This is a genomic window from Kurthia sp. Dielmo, assembly GCF_000307285.2.
GTDB lineage: Bacteria > Bacillota > Bacilli > Bacillales_A > Planococcaceae > Kurthia > Kurthia populi.
In genome coordinates this window covers 476-20,357 of record NZ_HE578970.1, presented here as the reverse complement: position 1 = coordinate 20,357, position 19,882 = coordinate 476, and the positions used below count along the sequence as shown (strand labels likewise).

Annotated in this window: 20 protein-coding genes and 2 pseudogenes; 8 read left to right on the top strand and 14 right to left on the bottom strand. The window is 32.8% G+C overall.

Annotated elements, in window-relative coordinates; translation table 11 throughout:
* The first annotated feature begins 84 nt into the window (after window positions 1-84).
* The 7 genes and pseudogenes from KTHG_RS20710 to KTHG_RS20675 all read left to right on the top strand — a co-directional run bounded on the left by KTHG_RS20710 (window position 85) and on the right by KTHG_RS20675 (window position 8,592).
* Window positions 85-651 (top strand): helix-turn-helix transcriptional regulator, encoded by a 567-nt coding sequence (locus tag KTHG_RS20710; protein WP_139996353.1) that lies wholly within the window; start codon window positions 85-87, stop codon window positions 649-651.
* A 770-nt stretch (window positions 652-1,421) separates the two neighbouring features.
* A complete protein-coding gene (locus tag KTHG_RS20705; protein ID WP_139996351.1) occupies window positions 1,422-2,492 on the top strand; it encodes a hypothetical protein in 1,071 nt (356 codons plus the stop codon).
* A 491-nt stretch (window positions 2,493-2,983) separates the two neighbouring features.
* Window positions 2,984-3,691: a plasmid mobilization protein gene (locus KTHG_RS20700; RefSeq protein ID WP_139996349.1), complete on the top strand. Its 708-nt coding sequence runs from the start codon at window positions 2,984-2,986 to the stop codon at window positions 3,689-3,691.
* A 324-nt stretch (window positions 3,692-4,015) separates the two neighbouring features.
* A complete protein-coding gene (locus KTHG_RS20695) occupies window positions 4,016-4,648 on the top strand; it encodes a hypothetical protein (protein ID WP_139996347.1) in 633 nt (210 codons plus the stop codon).
* Between the two features lie 151 nt (window positions 4,649-4,799).
* Window positions 4,800-5,360: a hypothetical protein gene (locus KTHG_RS20690; protein ID WP_139996345.1), complete on the top strand. Its 561-nt coding sequence runs from the start codon at window positions 4,800-4,802 to the stop codon at window positions 5,358-5,360.
* 303 nt (window positions 5,361-5,663) lie between these two features.
* Window positions 5,664-7,236, top strand: a pseudogene (locus KTHG_RS20685) (IS3 family transposase).
* Window positions 7,237-7,695: 459 nt separating this feature from the next.
* Window positions 7,696-8,592 (top strand): annotated as a pseudogene (locus KTHG_RS20675) (IS30 family transposase).
* A 71-nt stretch (window positions 8,593-8,663) separates the two neighbouring features.
* Here KTHG_RS20675 and KTHG_RS20670 read toward each other — a convergent pair.
* The 13 genes from KTHG_RS20670 to KTHG_RS20610 form a co-directional block, all read right to left on the bottom strand.
* Window positions 8,664-10,589 (bottom strand): ABC transporter ATP-binding protein/permease, encoded by a 1,926-nt coding sequence (locus KTHG_RS20670; RefSeq protein ID WP_139996343.1) that lies wholly within the window; start codon window positions 10,587-10,589, stop codon window positions 8,664-8,666.
* Window positions 10,590-10,726: 137 nt separating this feature from the next.
* Window positions 10,727-10,924 carry a hypothetical protein gene (locus KTHG_RS20665; RefSeq protein ID WP_139996341.1) on the bottom strand — a complete coding sequence of 66 codons (198 nt, stop codon included), beginning with the start codon at window positions 10,922-10,924 and terminating at the stop codon, window positions 10,727-10,729.
* Between the two features lie 20 nt (window positions 10,925-10,944).
* On the bottom strand, window positions 10,945-11,469 hold the full coding sequence (locus KTHG_RS20660; protein ID WP_186439710.1) for a stage II sporulation protein M: 525 nt from the start codon (window positions 11,467-11,469) through the stop codon (window positions 10,945-10,947).
* Window positions 11,462-12,223: an ABC transporter ATP-binding protein gene (locus KTHG_RS20655; protein WP_139996337.1), complete on the bottom strand. Its 762-nt coding sequence runs from the start codon at window positions 12,221-12,223 to the stop codon at window positions 11,462-11,464. Before KTHG_RS20655 ends, KTHG_RS20660 begins: the two co-directional genes overlap by 8 nt.
* An 18-nt stretch (window positions 12,224-12,241) precedes the next feature.
* On the bottom strand, window positions 12,242-13,267 hold the full coding sequence (locus KTHG_RS20650) for a hypothetical protein (protein ID WP_139996335.1): 1,026 nt from the start codon (window positions 13,265-13,267) through the stop codon (window positions 12,242-12,244).
* A 101-nt stretch (window positions 13,268-13,368) separates the two neighbouring features.
* Window positions 13,369-13,956, bottom strand: coding sequence for a hypothetical protein (locus tag KTHG_RS20645; protein ID WP_139996333.1), 588 nt, complete (start codon window positions 13,954-13,956; stop codon window positions 13,369-13,371).
* A gap of 114 nt (window positions 13,957-14,070) precedes the next feature.
* A complete protein-coding gene (locus KTHG_RS20640; RefSeq protein WP_139996331.1) occupies window positions 14,071-14,295 on the bottom strand; it encodes a hypothetical protein in 225 nt (74 codons plus the stop codon).
* A 14-nt stretch (window positions 14,296-14,309) separates the two neighbouring features.
* The gene (locus tag KTHG_RS22230; RefSeq protein WP_370362832.1) at window positions 14,310-14,903 is read right to left on the bottom strand and encodes a YIP1 family protein; all 594 of its coding nucleotides are present in this window, start codon (window positions 14,901-14,903) and stop codon (window positions 14,310-14,312) included.
* Between the two features lie 94 nt (window positions 14,904-14,997).
* On the bottom strand, window positions 14,998-15,246 hold the full coding sequence (locus KTHG_RS20630; protein ID WP_139996327.1) for a hypothetical protein: 249 nt from the start codon (window positions 15,244-15,246) through the stop codon (window positions 14,998-15,000).
* Window positions 15,247-15,432: 186 nt separating this feature from the next.
* Window positions 15,433-16,050 carry a response regulator transcription factor gene (locus KTHG_RS20625; protein ID WP_139996325.1) on the bottom strand — a complete coding sequence of 206 codons (618 nt, stop codon included), beginning with the start codon at window positions 16,048-16,050 and terminating at the stop codon, window positions 15,433-15,435.
* The gene (locus tag KTHG_RS20620; RefSeq protein ID WP_139996323.1) at window positions 16,028-18,262 is read right to left on the bottom strand and encodes a sensor histidine kinase; all 2,235 of its coding nucleotides are present in this window, start codon (window positions 18,260-18,262) and stop codon (window positions 16,028-16,030) included. The genes KTHG_RS20625 and KTHG_RS20620 overlap by 23 nt, the downstream gene beginning before the upstream one ends.
* 4 nt (window positions 18,263-18,266) lie before the next feature.
* Complete coding sequence (gene comX / locus KTHG_RS20615) at window positions 18,267-18,443, bottom strand: competence pheromone ComX (RefSeq protein ID WP_139996321.1); 177 nt, start codon at window positions 18,441-18,443, stop codon at window positions 18,267-18,269.
* Between the two features lie 11 nt (window positions 18,444-18,454).
* Window positions 18,455-19,270 (bottom strand): polyprenyl synthetase family protein, encoded by an 816-nt coding sequence (locus KTHG_RS20610; protein ID WP_186439709.1) that lies wholly within the window; start codon window positions 19,268-19,270, stop codon window positions 18,455-18,457.
* A gap of 224 nt (window positions 19,271-19,494) precedes the next feature.
* Here KTHG_RS20610 and KTHG_RS20605 point away from each other — a divergent pair, with 224 nt between their 5' ends.
* The gene (locus tag KTHG_RS20605; RefSeq protein WP_255512526.1) at window positions 19,495-19,677 is read left to right on the top strand and encodes an AAA family ATPase; all 183 of its coding nucleotides are present in this window, start codon (window positions 19,495-19,497) and stop codon (window positions 19,675-19,677) included.
* 55 nt (window positions 19,678-19,732) lie between these two features.
* On the opposite strand, the gene KTHG_RS20600 is transcribed toward KTHG_RS20605, so the two are convergent.
* Window positions 19,733-19,882: IS3 family transposase (locus tag KTHG_RS20600; RefSeq protein WP_139996371.1), on the bottom strand; the 150-nt coding region annotated here is incomplete at its 5' end.

Below are 19,882 nucleotides of genomic sequence, written 5' to 3'. Positions count from 1 at the left end.
ATAGGCAAAATATGTAATGATAAAGAGATTTGGTGGTCGATATTCTACTTTTTAACTAATCTTTAATCAGAAGGAGCGATTAAAATGAATCTTAGTGCACAAATCAAAAAATACAGAGCTAGGCAAGGATTTTCACAAGAAGAATTAGCTGAGAAATTATATGTTTCTCGACAAACCATTTCTAATTGGGAGAACGAAAGAAGTTATCCAGACATACACAATTTATTGTTAATGAGTGTTCTTTTTAATGTTTCTTTAGACGACTTAGTTAAAGGAGATATAGAAGTGATGAAAAATGAACTTGAAATTGCTAAGCTGAATAAATGGACTATATCAATGGTAACTTTTATGTTATTAGGCGTGATTTCAATTGCACCAATGATGAATTGGTTCGGAACAAAAGGGCTTTTGGTTTCATTTGTCTTAATTGTCTTCTCAATTTATTCAACTTATAAAGTAGAGAATGTCAAAAAGAAACATGATTTGAAAACATATAAAGAGATTTTAGCGTTCCAAGAAGGACATCAGCTAACAGACGACGAAAAAGGAGAAGAACGCAAAAAAAATAAATATATGAAGCCTATAATATTTATATCATCTGCTTTAATTGCTGGAATATTAACATGGATAATTTTAAGTTTCTTTAATTAAGAAATAAAGGAGGACATAATGAATACAAAACAGAAAACTAATGATACATCTCTCGTCTTTTATGCTTTTATTGGGATGTGTATTGGTGCTTTTTTTGGATTATTAGCGTATGTAAATGATTGGATTTAACTTTAAATTTTTATAATATTTGATACCCAAGTGTTTATACATTTAGATACAAATAACGTTCCCAAATTAAACTATTTTAACTGGTGTAATATTACTCACTTTTTGATTTCTCCAATTATTACTTCCTAAATAATTGATTTTCATTTTATGCGCCACCTTGGATCTACAAGTTAACTAAATATTTATAATTTTTATGATATTGTAATTTATTTTAAAAAGATAGTCGTAAATATATTTACAGGCATAAACTTAATAGTGAACTTTTATTTTATAATAAAAGTTCTATTCTTCATTTTAATTAAATTAAAATTTAATTTGTACTTTTATTACAAAAATGCTATGATTTTTACAACATATTCGGACGTAAAAAAGCAACTATTAACGTGACATAACGAGTGGTGGTACACTCGCTATATCGCTTTCCCGTATCTCTCCATACGGTACTAACTGTCATAGTTGCTTTGTTACTTATAAGTTTAAGTATCTAGTTAGGTGCGTAAACACCTAATGGATAGTCTTATTCTATAAAGAATTAAGGAATTTTTCAAGTCTTTAATTCGGTGACAAAGCATTTAGAGCACGTTTGTATCGGAAAAAACGATACGAGCGTGCTTTTTTCGTTCTAAAAGGAGCGAAATACCATGACAAACCAAACACAAAAAATCACTTACACATACGATCCAGCAGCTTATAAGGCATTTGCCAACTTCACAACCGCTAAAGACCTGAATACAGCGTTTGAGATGTGGTTAGCGGATTACAAGAAGGAATTCGGCAGAAAAGAGCTACAAGCCCTTAAAACGATTGTTAGACACTCTGTAAAAGTACCAGGGATCGCTACACTAAAATTAAAGACCGTTGTCAAAGTCGCAAAAGAAGAATTCGACTTTAATTTTGATTTACGTACAGCGAAACGTGCGGTAGCCAAAGCGAAAAACTTAGGCATGCTTGTGACACTCGAAACACGCACAGCGAAAACGAATTTAAAAGGCCCATCTATTTACGTGTGGCAACCGTACCAATGTAAGAATGTCCCTACGGAGAAAGTGGGGACAAGCATCGAAAAAATTGCGAAAGAATGCGAAGAACTCAAGCGTAGCAAGCAATCAGACGAAGTCACACAGTCACAAAACGCGAATACCGAAATGTCACCACATAAATCTGTCTTTATTAAAGGCATTAAAAATAAATTATTAAATACGTATTCATACGGGTTTAAAACAATTTCTAAATCCATCGCCATTAAGCAAGAACGAAAAATCACGCTGCTCACACAACCAGTGAAAAATCCAACGGACTTTAAGCCACTAAAATTCATTAGTCGCTTAAAACAAGTGATGTACAACAGCCTAATGAATCGCAGATCCGATGTAAAAGCCGTCACCGAAATGATTTATAGCAAAGTACACAGCTTTACGAAGTTTGACGTGTGGAAAGAACATAAAGACATCATGCTTGAACACTTATTACGAGTTGTTGAGGTTTGTTTAGATGCACGCAAAAATAAAAAACTCGACCACATCAAATCAATGCGTGGCTATATTAATCATTGCTTAAACGAAGAATTAACAGCCTATGTTTTCAACGAAATTGAAAAATTAACGCCAGCACCTGATAAAAAAGTAAGCCAAGAAATTATTAATTTGTATCAAAATGCGTTGAATGAAAAACATGCTTTTTACGAAAATGAATTAGAAAAATATTATCGCTAGGGAATTTAAAATAAAAAAATGATTGCCCACTTTTTGTTTTTTTCTCGCACAAAAATAAATTTTTCTGTTCCGTTTTTCTAAAAATGATTTTGCACTTTTTGAAATTGGTTTTGAACACGCATTTTGTCGATTAGTGAGAAAGAGCATAAGGGAAATGTGCTATCACTTACGTGATCGTCTAGGCAGAGCCTAGCATTTTCGTGATAGCGCGATTTTTTTCATTTGCCCACCGTATGCCCACCACTTTTGAGGGCTTTGCCCGCCATTTGCCCACCAAAAAAAATCAAATACCCACCATTTGCCCACACATTTTTTTCGATTTTTGGTGAGGGCAAGCTACGGGTTTGTATATACAAACCCCAAAAAGGTTCATTTTGGCTTGGTAGGAGATTCCTACAACCTTTACAAAAATACAAATCAATTTACGTTGTAAATAGCTATTATTTTTGGTGTCGCTATGCTCGATTTTAAGGAAAAAGGAGTGAACAAATATGAAGAATAAAACACAAAACATCATCATTCGTGTGACAGAAGAAGAGAAAGAATGGGTTAAAAATAAAGCGAATAAATTAGGCTACCACAGTATGACCGCATTTCTTATGAATGCAGCAGAAACGCAAATACAATTAACTGTAGATATGAAGGTCTATCGTGATCTAACAAAAGAAATTAATTACATCGGAAAAAATATAAATAATTTAATTCGACATATATATACACAGGGAATTTATGCAGATAGTGATATAGACTTTTTAAAAGCAAATCAAGAAAAGATATGGGATTTAATTAACAAGCAGTATGATAAATTACTTGGCTTAGGAAAAGACTTTACCAGTGAGAAGATTTCATTAGAATCTTTAGAGGGTATTGCAGCTACATTGGAAAAAGAAAAACTAGAAATACCAAAAAGATTTGTCCTTGAAGAAGTTTATGAGGGAATAAAAAATGATTTCTTATATCTAATTGAGATAATGAAAAAATCGCCCGAACAAGAGGAAGATGTAGTGGAGTATCTTTTCGAATACCTATATGGCGATACGTTATTTCAGTTAGAGGATGCAGACTTAATTGCTTTTTCAGATGAACTTTTTTCCTTTACCCAAAAGATAAAATTTAAAATGATGAAGCTAGAATATCATTTTGACGATGATGATTGGTTTGAGCTAAAAGATATTTTAGATGAATACGAAATTTATTAAATAGATTATCAACTAGTTTGTTAGCTTTGTTAAAGGTATCCTACACAGCAACAAAAAACTGTGTTTCGAGCAACAAAGCAGTGTAGAATGTTGCTATATTGTTTCATTTCAGGGATCAACCAACTTTTTCTCGATAGTAATGGCTGATTTTAAATGAAATGCTGGTGAAACCACCTTAATAGCAACACCTTTTGTTTAGCTGTTGCTATTAAACACGGTTTTTTGTTGCTATATATGTCTTTTAGTAGGCTAGTTTTTCTATTTATTAGAGCAATTGAATGTATTAAATCTTAATTATCTAGAAAGAAGGAAAGGATGATAGATGTGTATGCTTTAGTATGTTGGTCACTGACCGATAACGTAAAACCAAGAAAAAATTTCTTTACGTATAAAACAGAATTGAAAAACCTTAAAAAGGGTGATGCTGTTTTTTTAGAAACGATTACTGGTGAAGAAAGAATGGGTGTATTTGTTAGGTATCTTGAAAAAGATTCGAATCCAGGGAATCTCAAACGAATTGATATTCTAAAAAAAGTACACACGAATACATTAAAGGCTCGCATTCGTAAACGATATGAAGAGTTTAAAAATTATAAATTACCTACTTACTCGAAAGCGAAAAAGAAAAGATTAAAAAGTTGGATAAGACGAATTCAACAACATCTGAATATTACAAATGAAACATTAAAAGATAATCAACATTATTTACATTGGAAAATTATGAGGGTTATTTGTTTTGGGAATAGAGTAAACTTATCAGATGGAAAAGTGGCAATCTTCTACTACAAGAATAAAGCAGTTCGCTTACATGCTACAGATAATGGCTGGGAGTTAAATAATGTTTATTCACTTGGCCGAAAAATTAGTTGGGTACGTCCAGCAAAATCGCATCAAATACTTGTCGAGTTGTTTAAAAATGAAAAAGAGCCCCGATTAAAACTTTACAACGAGCAATGAATAAAACGGCTTTTATTGCTCTTCTAAGCCGTTTTTAAAAATTTTGAGCCTTAACATCTTAAAATGTATAAAGAAAGCTCTACGCTGTTGTATTAGCTTTAAATAAATAAAATGAAACATTGTAACTGTAAAAGATAAGGAAGTGGAAGGAATGGGTTTAGCATTAAGCGCCTTACAAACTTCAGAACGCCTGGAAATCAATAGTAATACTCTTAGAAGCCATTCGATCTTCTTAGAAGGAAAAGGATACCGATTTATTCGCGATACCAATAACAGACGAATTTATCATGAAAAAGATTTAGAAATCCTTCAGACTTTTATATACGCTATTCGAGTAGAAAAATTAACAAAAGAACAAGCAGCAGAAAAAATATTAGGATATGCAGCAGAACGTCAGGTGTTACCCTCCCATAACGCTAGCGTTGAGGATATGATAAAAGGTGTAGAAATGCTATCAGAACACGTTTTTGAGTTAACAACTGAATTGAAGAATATGAAAGAAAATCAACAGGCGTTTAACGCCCAGTGGCAAAAAAAAGAGGAGCGTTATAACTCCTCTATAATGCATTGGGAAAAGCAACATCAAGAGGAAAAAGAAAAAATTCAACAATTAATAAATGAAGTTCATGAATTGAATCAGAAATTAGAAAATGTAGATACAGCTGCTACTTCTAAACGTTCAACGTGGTGGAGAAATTGGTTTTCAAAATAACAAAAAAGCAGCCTGATTCGGCTGCTTTTTTAGTGCTTAAATTGTATGTGCAATTTGCATGAAGGGCATTTATAGGTGTTTACAAGGTGAATGATATGCAGAATTTTATGCAAGATCAGTGGGCTGGCAGCGTGCGTGAAAAATCGCTCAAATACTTGGTATGATTGTGTTTTGAGGGAAATGTATAAAATCGTGCATAAAGCCTGTGCAACCACAAAAGCCACGAACGCTGTCATATGATATGCTCCCCATTAGGTAGACAGATTAAAAAATAAAATCTATTTATCGAATGGAGGGCATTTTTTGTCTAATAAAACATTTTCATTAGAAACTAAGCTTTCAGCTCTTAAATACCTAGAGGAGGGCCGTTATTCTGTAAGAGAAATTTGCAAGATGTTTAATGTGAATCCAAATCGCTTATATGAATGGCGAGCTAAATATCAATTCGGTGGAGCAGAGGCATTACTTCGTCCCGTTAAAAATAAACGATACCCTAAAGAATTAAAAAAAGACGCCGTTGAAGATTACTTAACAGGCAATTATTCAAAATATGAGATTATGATTAAATATGGAATTAGTGGTCGGAAAGTATTCAATAGCTGGATTAAAAAATATAATAGTCATAGTGAAATAAAAGACTCGAATCAAAGGATGAGCCAAACTATGACTAAAGGAAGAAAAACGACTTTTGAAGAACGAATTGAAATCGTGAAAGCTTGCTTAACAAATGAGAAGGATTATAAAACAACAGCAGATCAATATGATGTGACGTATCAACAAGTATATCAATGGGTGCGTAAGTTTGAAGATGGTGGCGAAGAGTCTCTTGAAGATCGCCGTGGGCGAATGAAATCAGCAGATGAACGTACACCTGAAGATAAATTACGATTAAAAATCAAAAAAATCGAACGTGAAAATGAAAGATTACGTGCTGAAAATTTACTTTTAAAAAAGTTAGAGGAAATCGAAAGGAGGTTTCGTTAAGTAAACTTCGTACGCAAAGCCATTATTTAGCTATTAAAGAACTAGCAGAAAAAGAAAAATTTTCGATTGTCTTACTTTGTAAATTATTGAACATTTCACGAGCAGCTTATTATAAATGGTTAAACCACCAGCCGACATCACATGAATTGGAAAACAAGCAGTTAGTCGAATCGATTGAACATTTATATGAGCAAGTAAATGGTATTTACGGTTATCGAAGAATCACAATGACAATCAATCGCCAGCGAGAAAAGAAGGGCTTAAAAAAATAAATAAAAAACGGATTTATCGTCTTATGCAGATTTCCGAATTACAGGCAGTTATTCGACGTCGTCCAAAAAAGTACCGTAAGGTAACACCAGATTACATAGCTGAGAACGTATTAGCACGTGAATTTACGGCTGAAAAGCCAAATCAAAAATGGTGTACAGACGTAACTGAATTCCAATACGGGAATGGTAAAAAGGCTTATTTAAGTGCGATTATTGATCTTTATGACAAATCTATTGTGAGTTACAAATTAGGCCAATTAAATAACAATGATTTAGTTTTCAAGACGCTGAAACCAGCTATACGTCAATTAAGTAAACAGGAATTTCCGATTCTACATAGTGATCGAGGATATCAATATACATCAAAAGAATTCAAGCGAATCATGGAGAAAGCAAATCTAACACATAGTATGTCGAGGGTCGGCCGCTGTATTGACAATGGTCCAATTGAGGCTTTTTGGGGGACTTTAAAAGTAGAGAAATATTATTTACACAAATTTGAGGCGTACGAAGAGTTAAAAAATGCGATTGAAGCGTACATAAAATTTTATAACAGCGAACGTTATCAAGAAACATTAAACGGCTTGAGCCCTATAGAATTCAGGTCTCAAGCCGCTTAATGAATTTTTATTATTTCCACTGTCTACTTGACGGGGTGCAGTTCACATATCAACGTTCGTGGCTTTTGTGTAGATTTCCAAACTTTGATTTGGGAACGTTATTTTGTATGAATGTGTATGTAATTTTAATATGGTAAAACGTCTATTTTTGATTGTGTAATTCTATTTTCTTTCCAATCGTCAAAAATAGCCCCATATAAGACTGTATCAGAAATTGTCCCGTCTTCATTTTCCCAAGCATTTCTTAAATAGCCTTCTTTAACGAATCCAGATTTTGTAAAGCATTTTCGCATTGCAAGATTATCAGCCCTTGTGTAGCCCTCAATTCGAATTTTTTGTTTTTCACCGACGAATTGTAATATTAAGTGCACCACTAAAAAATAAATAAAAAAAGACCCATTCCATATGAACCTGTATAATTAAAGTTCCTACACAAAAATCAACAGGAGGCCATATGGAATGAGCTATTGTCATCTTACCACATCTGAACGTACGAAAATAGAATTTTTAAAAGGATTGGGGTACTCTTGTCGTGCCATTGCGCGGCATTTGAACCGTTCTCATACAACGATTTCTCGTGAGTTAAAGCGACTGAATAAATGGTCAGCTGAAAAGGCGCAATGGCACGAAGCTGCGCAGAAGAAAAAATGCGGTGCGCGTTCAAAGTTTACCGACAAACTGCGTAACGTTATCGAAGAAAAACTAAAAGCGACATGGTCTCCTGAACAGATTGTCGGTTCCTTATTTTAAGGAAAACGATCGTTCAAAACGATTTATCGCTGGTTCTATTCAGGAAAGCTTCACGTGACGCTTCAAGTACTTCGCCAAAAAGGAAAACGTCAGGCACCACGCGAAACACGTGGTCGTTTCAATGTGGGAACCTCGATTCAACAACGCCCTAAAGAAGTCAAAACGCGTGAAACGTTTGACCATTGGGAATTAGATACCGTCGTTTCAGCGCGTGGTACGAAAGGATGTATCGCAACGTTCGCCGAGCGAAAAACACGTTTCTATGTCGGCATTCAAATACCGAATCGCTCGGCGCAATCGATGAAATGGGCCATTGAACAGCTCATTTCACGTTATCCAAGACCATGTTTTCAAACGTTTACGATGGATCGTGGAAAAGAATTTAGCTGTTACACCGAACTTGAGACACAGTATGGGATTCCATTTTACTTCGCTGATCCATACGCGCCATGGCAACGTGGCACGAATGAAAATAGTAATGGTCTTTTACGCGAATTTTTCCCAAAACGAATGGATTTGGGGCAACTAACACCATCAAAAATAGAAAAAACACTTTCATTGATCAACAATCGACCAAGAAAGTGCCTCAACCGGAACACCATATAAGATGCATTTGAATATGAGGTGGTGCAGTTAATTTGACAATCTATCTGTTATAAATAATATGTCGAGACGAACTATTCATATTTTAACGCTTCGACTGGTTGTAATCGGGACGCCTTAAAAGCAGGAATATAAGAAGAAACTAAACCTAAAATACTGCTTGCTAAAAGAATGCCTGCTATATGCAAAACTTTAAATTTAAATATATATAATCCCTCGTTGTCAAAGATTTCAACTATAACGAAACTAAGTAAACTACTGGTTAAAATTGCGATAAGTATTCCTAAAATGCCACCTATTAATCCTAGAATAAAACCTTCACTCAAAAAGATTCTACGAATATCAATTTCTAGAGCACCAATGGCTTTTAAGGTGCCAATTTCACGTATTCGTTCTAATACACTAATATATAAAACAACACCTATCATAATTGATGAAACGATTAACGAAACCCCCGATAACATCCCAATTGCTAAGCTAATTGAGGAAACAATATTCGTTAAACCTTCTCCTATACTGCCATCCTCGTGTGCTACAAATCCTAATTCTTCAACTTTATCAATAATTGTATCAACTTCTTCATTAGATTTAGGCAAAATTCTCAACTCTAAAGCTTTATTAGCTGTTTGATCATTTGCATTCATAATGTAATTAGATAGCTCGTTTGATATAAAAGCTGATTCAAAGAAGGATTGTTTACTATTCTTAGTGACACCCGCAATCGTTCCGGTAAATTTGACCGTTTCAAATACATCATTGGCTAAAAGTTGGGAAACAACATTTATAGGTTGATTTGTAGCAGCTGTCGCACTACCAAAAAGTTCTACTGCTATTTTTTCGGGTACGATGATCGCATTTTCACCAACAGGGTAGTCACCCTCCACTAATTCGATTGCTTCATTAAATGTAGTTGATTCATCACTTAAATAGTTTTCGGCTGTAATTGTAGCCTTCTTACCATTTGTGCTTTCTAGACTAACGTTAAACATATTATATTCGTAGATAACTTCTATTTCAGGAAGAAGCTCAAGTTCTTCACGTAGTTCAGGCTGTATTAATCCATTAGGTGCACTGACCGATATCATACTGGAATTTTCAGATTCTGTTATAGAACCTTGGATTTTTCCGTTTATACCTGTAGCTAGCGCGATGATTAACGTAATGCCTAATATACCGATAGAAGTAGCAATTGCTGTTAATACGGTACGCCATTTTTTATTTTTTAAGCTACGTAACGCTAATTTGAATGTCGTAAGCCAAGAAATTTTTTTGACTTTTTCAAAGATTACCGGATTGTCCCTTTGGTGCAGTAATGTCTGCTCGGTTTGAAATCTGGAATTTGTTTCTACTTTCCCGTCTTTAAACTGAATAATTCGGTCTGCTAAATTTAAATGTTCTTTAGAATGAGTAACTACTAATACGATTTTCCCTTTTTGTGAAATCTCTTTTAATAGCTCCATTATGATTGTTGAATTCCTAGAGTCTAATGCACCTGTTGGCTCATCCGCTAATATTATTTCTGGATCATTTGCTAAAGAACGGGCAATAGCTACTCTTTGTTTTTGGCCACCACTTAATTGGTTAGGGAGATAAGAAAGCTTTTCAGATAATCCAACAGATGCTAATAATTGCGTTGCCTTCTGACGTCTTTCGGCAGTAGAAACATCTTCCAAAATCATACCTATTTCAACATTCTCTAATACAGTTAAATGCGGTATTAAATTAAAATTTTGAAATATAAATCCTATTTTTTTTCTTCGAAAGTTTACCCATTCGTTGCTGCTTAAGTTGGCTAAATTGGTATCGTAATACAGATATTCGCCTTCATCTTGACGATCTAAGCCACCAAGAATATTTAATAAAGTCGTTTTTCCACTACCCGACTCACCGACAAGATATGTTAACTGATTTGGGTATAGCATTAAATTCACGTCTTTTAAAATAGGGCTTGATGTTTTTCCAAACTGAAAAGACTTATAAATTTTTTTTAAAGATAGCATGATTAATCTCCTCTTGCATAAAAATAATTTTTAAAAGAATAGCATTTACTCTGGAAAAGGGGAGATACCACTTTAACTGTTATAAATCCATCTAAAAAATTTAAATAAAGAATGAATCCATCTCTGTATGTACGTCACTAAATCTTAAAGAAAGATTTAAAGGACTCAACACCAAACCCCATATTCATAAATGCAACCACACCTGAAACGATTGTTATAATAGATACTAAAATGAATATTTTCTTCTTCGTAGAAAGATAAATTTTAAACCAAAGAATTGCTGCTAATAATACGCCCACCATAGCAATTATGTCTTTAACAAATAACTCTCTCATACTATTTCATCCCATCCTTATTAAATAAATTTCACAGTAATAAACCCTTCAACTAAAGCCGCTAAGCTGATACAGATAACGGCAGCGATAATTGCAACAGATGCTGTCATCAATTCCTCTTTCAAAGACACCTTTTTATTGCGTATTATATTAATCAAGATTCGAACTGTTTGGAATCCGACAGCTCCTGCTAACACAATCCCTGGTATTTCTAAAATAGCGTGAGGCGCGCCACGTTGTAATAATTCCGCGCCACTTAAATAGAAGGAGCTGGCTTTTAACGTGCTACCTAATATCAACCCATTAAATAATAAAGAGATAAAAGTAGGGATACCTAATAGGACAAATCCTGAAAATATAATGACACATGCTTTTAAGTTATTTTGTAAAATAGCTGTTGCAGACGCAGTATTATCAACAAAAGTTACTTCATCTTGACCCATACCCATTAAAGCTCCTAAGAAAGCACCAATAACAAATACGATAAATGCCAGGGAAATTTCGAGCTTCATCTTTTTAAAAACCGAAAATAACTGCCTATGCATATTTGTCATCCTGATCTATACTCATTTGAGGTTGAACAGCCTGAGTAAGATCGAAAAATAAGGATTCTAAGTCTGCATTAATTGATTGGTTATTTAATAAATTTTCGACGCTTTCGTCTGTGATAATTTGTCCATTGTGAATTATGAGACATCGTGTACAGATTTTTTCAACTATGTCCAATACGTGCGAACTAAAAATAATAGAATTTCCATCTTCTATATATTCCGTGAAGAATGCTTTGATTTCTTTAATACTAGCTGGATCTAATCCATTAAAAGGCTCATCTAATATTAATAATTTTGGATTATGGACTAAGGCACTCATTAAACAAATTTTCTGCTTCATACCCTTTGAATAGGTTTTAATAAAATCGTCTAACTTATCGCTCATATAAAAAGTTTTAGCTAGTTGATCAATATGAGTGATATAGACCGCTTTAGGAACTTCCCACAAATTAGCTAAAAAGGCGACGAACTCTCTGCCTGTAAGATTCTCATATAACGGGAAAACATCCGATACTAAACCGATATTTTTTTTATAGGTAATTAAGTCTTTTTCAACATTCTTTTGGTCAAATAAAATAGAACCACCATCATAATTGAGGATGCCTGTAATGATGTTTAACATAGTTGTCTTTCCAGCGCCATTTAAACCTAATAATCCAACTATTTCACCTTCTTGAATGGAAAAGCTGATGTTTTCTATAACTGTTTTTCCATTGTATTGCTTTTTAATGTTTTTCACATCCAGCATTTTAAATCACCTCGAAATTTATTCAATGATACTTTCATAGGATTCGAAATTTTGCATGTTGCATTGCTGTATTTTTCGACTAGCCAATTTATAAAGTACAGCAAATATAATCATATTTAGTACTATGTACACCAGTAAAAAAATCGCAACTGCATCTAAATAATAAATTAATACTCCTGTACCACTTAAGTAGACAGCCGTTAAAATCGTGCTAATAAACCTCGCATTCGTACTGGGTAAATCTAATAACGATTTGTAATTAAAATAAGGAAACGTACAGCTTGCAACAAGGTACATCATACTAATAGTAGGTATACTAAAAATAACAACTATGAATAATAGAAGAAAATTTGTTTTGAAAATGACGAGCGAAAGGAACAAAAATATAAATGCAAATGGTGCCATAAAAGCATTTAAACCAATCATTTTTGCAAACAAGATTTCACTAGATTTTAATGGTGATAGTTTTAAAATTGCGAAGTTCTCACCTTCCGCATCTATGCCAAATCGATCAATCAAATTTGCAGCGCTTAATGTAATACCGTAAATTGCTAACAGAACCCCTACATAAGTTGTATTAAAATTAAAACCTCCAACAAAATGATTCGTGAAATAAAATGTACTTAAAATAAGTCCATAACCGGCTAAAATAATGAAGATACGATACCCCCAGTGATATTGTTTATCTCGTAGGAAAATCATGAGATCTTTTGTCAAAAGAATACGTACCTTAGCAGGTAAAAAGTAAAGTCGCTCAACTAAAATCGTGCTTCGATGAACTTTTGTTGATACCTGTTCTGTATCCTTCACTTGATGGTATTGAAGGATTAAACTAATCAAATCGATTGCATTAAGATTTTGGGTGAATTTCCTTACTGTCCAGGCAAGACATAGTCCACTTACCACTAGCGCACTTAAAACGAAAAACGGCGTTCCATACGTCCCGTTACTGATGTCTTCAACGCTCTTGATAAGCTGGTAATGGGGCATCAGATCTCCCGTTAAAAATTGATAAATCTTTTGAAAAAATGGACTTTGAATCATATTATCTATGGCCTGATTCAGCTCTTTACTCAAAAAATAATGTTTAAATGGCTCGATTAAGAACACTATGGAAACGAAGCTTAACAATGTGATCACCAGTTTTAAAACCCAATAGCCGTATGCTTTTTTCCTTGTAGTTTCTTTTTCGTAAGGTACATTAAAAAGTACAATCTAATGATAAATGATACTACAACTAATATAAACAAGGTTAACGCACAATAAAGGATCGTCATAAACTGGATCCCTAAGAAGAAGTGTACTGACAGTAAAAATAGACCAATAAACGTTATCGTTTTCTTTAAAATATAACGTTCTGTTAATTTCGAACCTATTAATATTTCCGGCTTAATAGGCGCTGATGTCAGCAAAAGATATTCTTTACTATTCAAAAACTTCAACACAGTAGTTTGTAAATTTTCGAACGTATGATTGATAAAAATAATCAATAGTAAAATCGATAAATATGCTATTTTTTCAGTTTTAGAAGAAGCTTCTAAAACTAAAAAGAAAAATTCAATTAAATATGTAAATAAAAATCCTGCTAAAACAACCCCAATTGCTAATAATAAAACCAACAGCAGGCTAAGCCAAACTTTATTTTTATTTTTATTATTTGAACTGTTACTAAAAATCACTCTATTAAATGATATATTGAAATAATTATATATAAGGTAAATTCCATTTTTCATAATTTAGTAACACCCTTGTTTTTATTTTTAAATAGAAGTAAATTAAGCTATCTATAATAAATAGACAGCTTAATTTGGGATAACTTTTAACTATATGTATTAAAAGTTATGTTCTTACCATAATGCTGCTTTCTTTAGACCTACGTCGAAGATCTTTTTACGAATTAAAGCAGTTGATGCACCAATAAGTGCACCTACGCCAGTAAGAACAGAAAGGATACTAGCAAGAGTTAACCCGTTGTTAATTGCATCAGCGATTAAGTAAGCGTTCGCGTAAGTGATTCCATACTTTTCTGCGATGTCAAAAACGAATGGAATTGATTCGATTACTTCTAACATGTTTATCACCTCCTTTAAATAAATAGTTCGAATAAATAATTCATTATAGGAAATAGCGAAACTATAATGAACGATTTGGTTTTAGACATTTTCGTTATCACATGTATAGTGATGCCAAGTAAGAAGAGATGCCAAAGGTTAAATGGGTTAATAAGCTTGAAGATACTGTCCATAAATATAGAATTGGCATCTGTTAAAAACGAAACATTTTTAGTAATAACTATGTAAAAAGTCAACAAGCAGGAGTATATAAACTCCGGTATTTTCGCAAATAGCATTAGCGAGAATACATTTCTGAATTTAATCGAGTTGAAAAATAAGTTAAATATGAAATATAAGAAAACGCTTATGCCAACCGTTGTAAATAGCTGTCCTATAATACTGATTGAAGCTGTTACAAAAATCAGGATATTCTTATTTTCATTAATAAATTCATTTTCCATGTTGTTATTTAACTGGCCTGCTTCATAACTAATACTCGATACAACAATTGAGAAGGCACTGTTAATAACAATCATTAGTATTAAAGGTATTAAAAATTTGGGTGAGTTATTTAAAATGCGAAAGAATTCAAAGGGTTTAAAAAAGTATGTATAAAAACTCCTCATTTCTTTCTTTTCGAGCACCATATCTTTTACCAACAAAATCACTTCCTACATACTGTTGTACTGTCTTTATAACTCACTACTCCAAAGTCGAAGACTAATAATATTTCACCGAGTATAATTTTCCGTTAGCCATGTACGTTTCTTTTTTCTTTTGACCAGTTGAATGGTTGATGTACCATTTTGCATACCATCCATCTGTATATGTGTAATCAATGTAATATAAGCTCCATGTGCTAGATGTAGTTACTGAATTACTCGCTGCTTCAGTATCTTGTGCTTGATAAAACATGCCACCTATAGTTAAGCCAAGTGCTACTTGAGCTGCTATAAGATATTTCTTCAATAGAAGTCCCTCCCGGTTATTGAATAGGGTTGTTTTCTAATTCATTTTCTTGCTATATTTAGCATAAATTTTTATGTAACCAAAAACGAGTGCGGGTTTCCGTACATTTATTTTCGGAACTCCGCACTCGTTAAATGCCTGATTTATGCTGTTTTACATACATTACCGTACGGACTGCTACGGTATTTAAACTTGATTTAACTCTTTCCACTTGATTACAGCTTCTACTCTGGAATCGACACCTAGTTTAAAAAAGATTGTCGTTAGACTTTTTTCAATAGAGCGTTGACTTAAATTCATGTCTAATGCAATTGCTTTATTTGTGTAACCTACTTCTACAAATTTTAAAATTTCGATTTCTCTTTCCGTTAAAGTATTAACCGAATTGCCGATAGGTCTATTACTTTGTAATATTTTTGTGAAAGTAGATCGATCTATAATCATTTTGCCTTTTTGAGCATATAAAATTGAATCAATTAGTTGTTTTCGGCTATCCGTTTTATTAATAAAACTAGTTACCCCCTTACTCCATAATTTGACGAAGTAATTTTCTATTTTATGCCCTGTATAAATGATAATGACAGCATCTGTATGTATTTGTAATAATTGTTCCACAAATTCCAAGCCATCCATATCTGAAAGGTGATAATCAATTAAATAAACGTCGAACTTTTCACGTTCTATATTTGAAAGAGCTGTATCTGGTTCAGTAAATACTTCAACGTGACAATTTAGTTCTGCCTCCAAAATTGCTCTTGTTCCTTCACCAACGGCAATATGATCATCTAAAACTAATATTCTCATTAATTTCACCTTTTTTCATCGTGATAAAAATCATAACACCAGTAGGTTCATTCTCTGCTACTTCAAATGTCCCCTGATAGTATTTAATTCTTTCTTGTATGCCTATTAAACCAATTGTCTGTCTTTCCTTTGGTATACACTGTTTCAAACCAACCCCATCATCTTTATAAACTATAAATATTTTTTGATTTTCCTCATACAATTCTATGTATATATTGTTCGCTTGAGAATGTTTTACAGAGTTCGTTAATAACTCCTGTACGATTCGATAAATAATCGTTGATTGCTGTAAAGATAAATCTGTAATTTCAACAATCTTATCTTTGATTAAAAAATTATGACGCAACTTATACTTATAAATGAGCTCTTGTACAGAGTAAAATAATCCAACTCTCTCTATTAAAGGCGGATAAAGCTTTTCACAAATTTCTCTTGTCGAATCAATAAGATCCAGCATGTCATCAAAAAGCATCTCCATATGGGCTACATTATATTTTCCATCTTTCGAGACTAAGATTTCCTCAAACTTACGATTGATATAAATTAGATCCTGCAATACCGTATCGTGAATCTCTGTAGATAACCTTAAGCGTTCATGTTCAGTTGAAGAAAGCCATAATTTATGATACCAACTAGCAGATTGTAAATTATCTATTCTAGCAATACGGGCAATTAGTTCATCTACTTTAATGGATTGATCAATCAGATTTTGAACGAAATATAAAAACATTTCGAGCATCTTAATGGATTCTAGCTGTACTTTTTCAAAACTGTTATCGACAATAGCGACTAAATTAGAATCTACAGTTTCATGTAAAACAAAAACGTAATTGCTGTTATGCTTGTAAATAAAACCTGGACAGATTATTTTAAATTGAGCTTTATTTTTGTAAACATCATTATTTAAATCCATATTCTCAATAAAATCGATATGGTTGACCTTTAACAAAATATAGAGTTCTTTTTTTATTTGCTCTAACAACCTTTCAGAACCTTCGACCTGCTTTGTGGACTGAATAAACTTATAAAAATGATTAAAATTATAATCTTTCAAAGTTGTCATTAAGCTATTTTTTTTAAAATCCACCCATTCTTTTGAGACTGATAATAAAATAGTTGATATAAAAGTAATAAACAAGTAAACACTATATAAATAAAATGTTTTTTGTTGTGAAAACAATATTAGTATTAACGAAAATAAAACACTATAAACTAAGATGAAATTTATATGATAAAACATGCGATTAATCGCGAATGGTAAATTGTATAATTTTCTACCTAACTCTAGTATCACTAAACAGATGGGCGCAATTAATAAAAATACTGCTGCCAGATCTGCTGGTAATAGAGGGGGGATTTTTAAAATCGTAGGCGTTGCATACAGTAAGATAAAGGGCCCTATACTTAACAAGAAAACAATAAAGAGAGGTTTTGCATAAAATTTTTGATTTTTCTTAATGGAAATCAGAATATTTATTATTAAATAAAGTGCTAAAAAAGCATACAACAACAATTCAATAATAATTTGGAATGATAAGAAATGCTCGTACGATATTCGAGTGATGTTGAGGGCTATTAATAAAACTGCTAAAAAGACCGTCAAAAAATTTCCTAATCGCACTACTTTATGCGTGTAAGATTTTAATAAATACTTACAATAATAAATACAACTCACTAGACTAAAGAATATCGCTAGTGAGTTTAAAGTGTTTGCTATAAAGTCGCTTCGGCCGGCTGCCCCTGCACTAATATAAGCGAGAGCTGTAAATTGTAAATGAAGAATTAAGAACAAATTACCTTTTGAAAGCTGCCGCTGTACTAAATAAATACATAAAATCTCTGTAACTATGAGATAGATTAAAGGCGCTATAATATGCATTATAAACTGCGAAGATAAATTGTTGTAAGACACATCAAAATTGTTGTATTCTCCATCTACAAGTACAGTTAAACTTTGTGCAGACGTGATGTAGAAAATGTCTTTATTATCAACAGACACGCTAGACTCATTAATCTTTATTATTTCCATACCCTTTTCTAACCCTACTTGTTCTCCCCAACTATCTTTTTGGACATCCGATATGACCCATTGCTGATTCAATTGTTTACTAACCTGAATACCGATAATCGGATTTTTCAATACGATACCTAGGCTATATAGGTGCAAAATTAAATTTATGACAATAAAGAGAAAAACTTTTTTGCGTAACATATTATTATGCGCGCCAGTAAGCTGAATATAAATCTTTCAACGTCTTTTTTTCTTTATTTTCAAATGACTCGATGATTAGTTTTTCTTCAACTGTAGATATGTTTACTAAAGACACTTTGCCCTCTTTTAATAAGGATAAAATTGATTTGTTTTTGTTTAAGTATTGAATGATTTCTAACATAATTATTCTCCTCATAATATAAATTTTAAAAAGTTATTAATATTTTGTTGTGGATATAGTTTACTAAATAGACTTATGGCACGTTGACGATAAAACGTTTGCATATAAGCCATGTATGTATCTAAACCTGTTGCTTCTATCATTTCTTTAGAAATATGTACAGGTTCTAAGTTGTTGCCTTCGTAATAATGTAATAAATCTTTTGTTAGAGCACCTTGATATTTTAATAAGTAAAGAATAGGAAGCGTAATTTTTTTAGCTTGAATATCTTTTTGCTCTAATAACAAATCCTCAAAGTCGTTATTTAACTGAGCTATGACACCGATTGAGAGCGCACATTGCTCTAAACCAGTTCTATAGCTACCCGTTGCTAATATTTCACCTGTTATACAAGCTAACGCGACTAAAGAACCTGATTTCGCTTGAATGACTTTTATACATTCTTCTTCAGTAAAAATTCGATTAGTTAAGTCTGAATGTTGCCCGTCTGTAGCTTTTAATAAATAACGCATAAAAAGCGTAGTGATTTTTTCATTATTTGGAATAACACTTGAGTTAAGTTCTAACACTAAAATACTGATTAGAGCCGTTGACGCGTTTAATAGTATAGCTTCATCTTCATTCCACTTAATCGTGTGTTTGTCTTCGATATCATCCAAAATATCAGTGATAACAATACATAAGTTCAATAATTCAAATACTTTGATTATTTCATCTTTTAGTTCTCCACCATTAATAACGAAAATATACTTACTCAATTGTTTAAAAATGGCTTCCTCCGATTTTAAAAGGATATTTTGAATACACTTTTCGAATTCTCCAGACAATTCATATTTTCCAACTAAAAACTCTAAATAATTTTCCGAGATTAAAACAGCCCCTTTCAAAGCAAGTAAATTTAACCATTATATTGTTATATTATAACATACGAAAACAATTATAGTATAACGATTTCTATGTTATATTTTTGGTTTTTCAATGCTAGGAAGTAACCTTGCAAATTATAAAAATCCTCTATAATATATTGTGTTAAGAATAAGGAGAGAATTTTATGCCAGAAAACAAAGAAGCAATCTTCGTAACATTTGGCAACTTCAAAGGGGGGACGGGCAAGACAACGAACAGCGCCATGATCGCTCATGCGTTATCAATGAAGGGATATAAGGTGCTGCCAGGATCCACAGGCCAATGCCACATCCCTGTATCTGAAGACAAAAGCATTGGAATCAGATGAAATCGTCTCGTTCAAAAAAACGTTGATGGTATGTCAACACTAAACTGGACAAAAATTATAAGGGTTGTTGCTTGGATTCCATAGGCGTAAGATAGCCTAGTGTTCCGTGAATTCGAATGTTGTTAAACCAGTGTACGTAATCGCTAAGTTCAAGAGCGAGATGTTCAAGAGAAGTGAAGTGCGCTTGGTTAGCGAATTCGGGTTT

Coding starts and splice junctions, on each gene's coding strand:
- KTHG_RS20660 (WP_186439710.1), bottom strand. CDS start 11,469: ATGCATAGGCAGTTATTTTCGGTTTTTAAAAAGATGAAGCTCGAAATT.
- KTHG_RS20605 (WP_255512526.1), top strand. CDS start 19,495: ATGCCAGAAAACAAAGAAGCAATCTTCGTAACATTTGGCAACTTCAAA.
- KTHG_RS20710 (WP_139996353.1), top strand. CDS start 85: ATGAATCTTAGTGCACAAATCAAAAAATACAGAGCTAGGCAAGGATTT.
- KTHG_RS20625 (WP_139996325.1), bottom strand. CDS start 16,050: ATGAGAATATTAGTTTTAGATGATCATATTGCCGTTGGTGAAGGAACA.
- KTHG_RS20655 (WP_139996337.1), bottom strand. CDS start 12,223: ATGCTGGATGTGAAAAACATTAAAAAGCAATACAATGGAAAAACAGTT.
- KTHG_RS20670 (WP_139996343.1), bottom strand. CDS start 10,589: ATGCTATCTTTAAAAAAAATTTATAAGTCTTTTCAGTTTGGAAAAACA.
- KTHG_RS20705 (WP_139996351.1), top strand. CDS start 1,422: ATGACAAACCAAACACAAAAAATCACTTACACATACGATCCAGCAGCT.
- comX (WP_139996321.1), bottom strand. CDS start 18,443: ATGTTAGAAATCATTCAATACTTAAACAAAAACAAATCAATTTTATCC.
- KTHG_RS20650 (WP_139996335.1), bottom strand. CDS start 13,267: ATGATTCAAAGTCCATTTTTTCAAAAGATTTATCAATTTTTAACGGGA.
- KTHG_RS20700 (WP_139996349.1), top strand. CDS start 2,984: ATGAAGAATAAAACACAAAACATCATCATTCGTGTGACAGAAGAAGAG.
- KTHG_RS20690 (WP_139996345.1), top strand. CDS start 4,800: ATGGGTTTAGCATTAAGCGCCTTACAAACTTCAGAACGCCTGGAAATC.
- KTHG_RS20640 (WP_139996331.1), bottom strand. CDS start 14,295: ATGTTAGAAGTAATCGAATCAATTCCATTCGTTTTTGACATCGCAGAA.
- KTHG_RS20665 (WP_139996341.1), bottom strand. CDS start 10,924: ATGAGAGAGTTATTTGTTAAAGACATAATTGCTATGGTGGGCGTATTA.
- KTHG_RS20645 (WP_139996333.1), bottom strand. CDS start 13,956: ATGAAAAATGGAATTTACCTTATATATAATTATTTCAATATATCATTT.
- KTHG_RS20620 (WP_139996323.1), bottom strand. CDS start 18,262: ATGTTACGCAAAAAAGTTTTTCTCTTTATTGTCATAAATTTAATTTTG.
- KTHG_RS22230 (WP_370362832.1), bottom strand. CDS start 14,903: ATGAGGAGTTTTTATACATACTTTTTTAAACCCTTTGAATTCTTTCGC.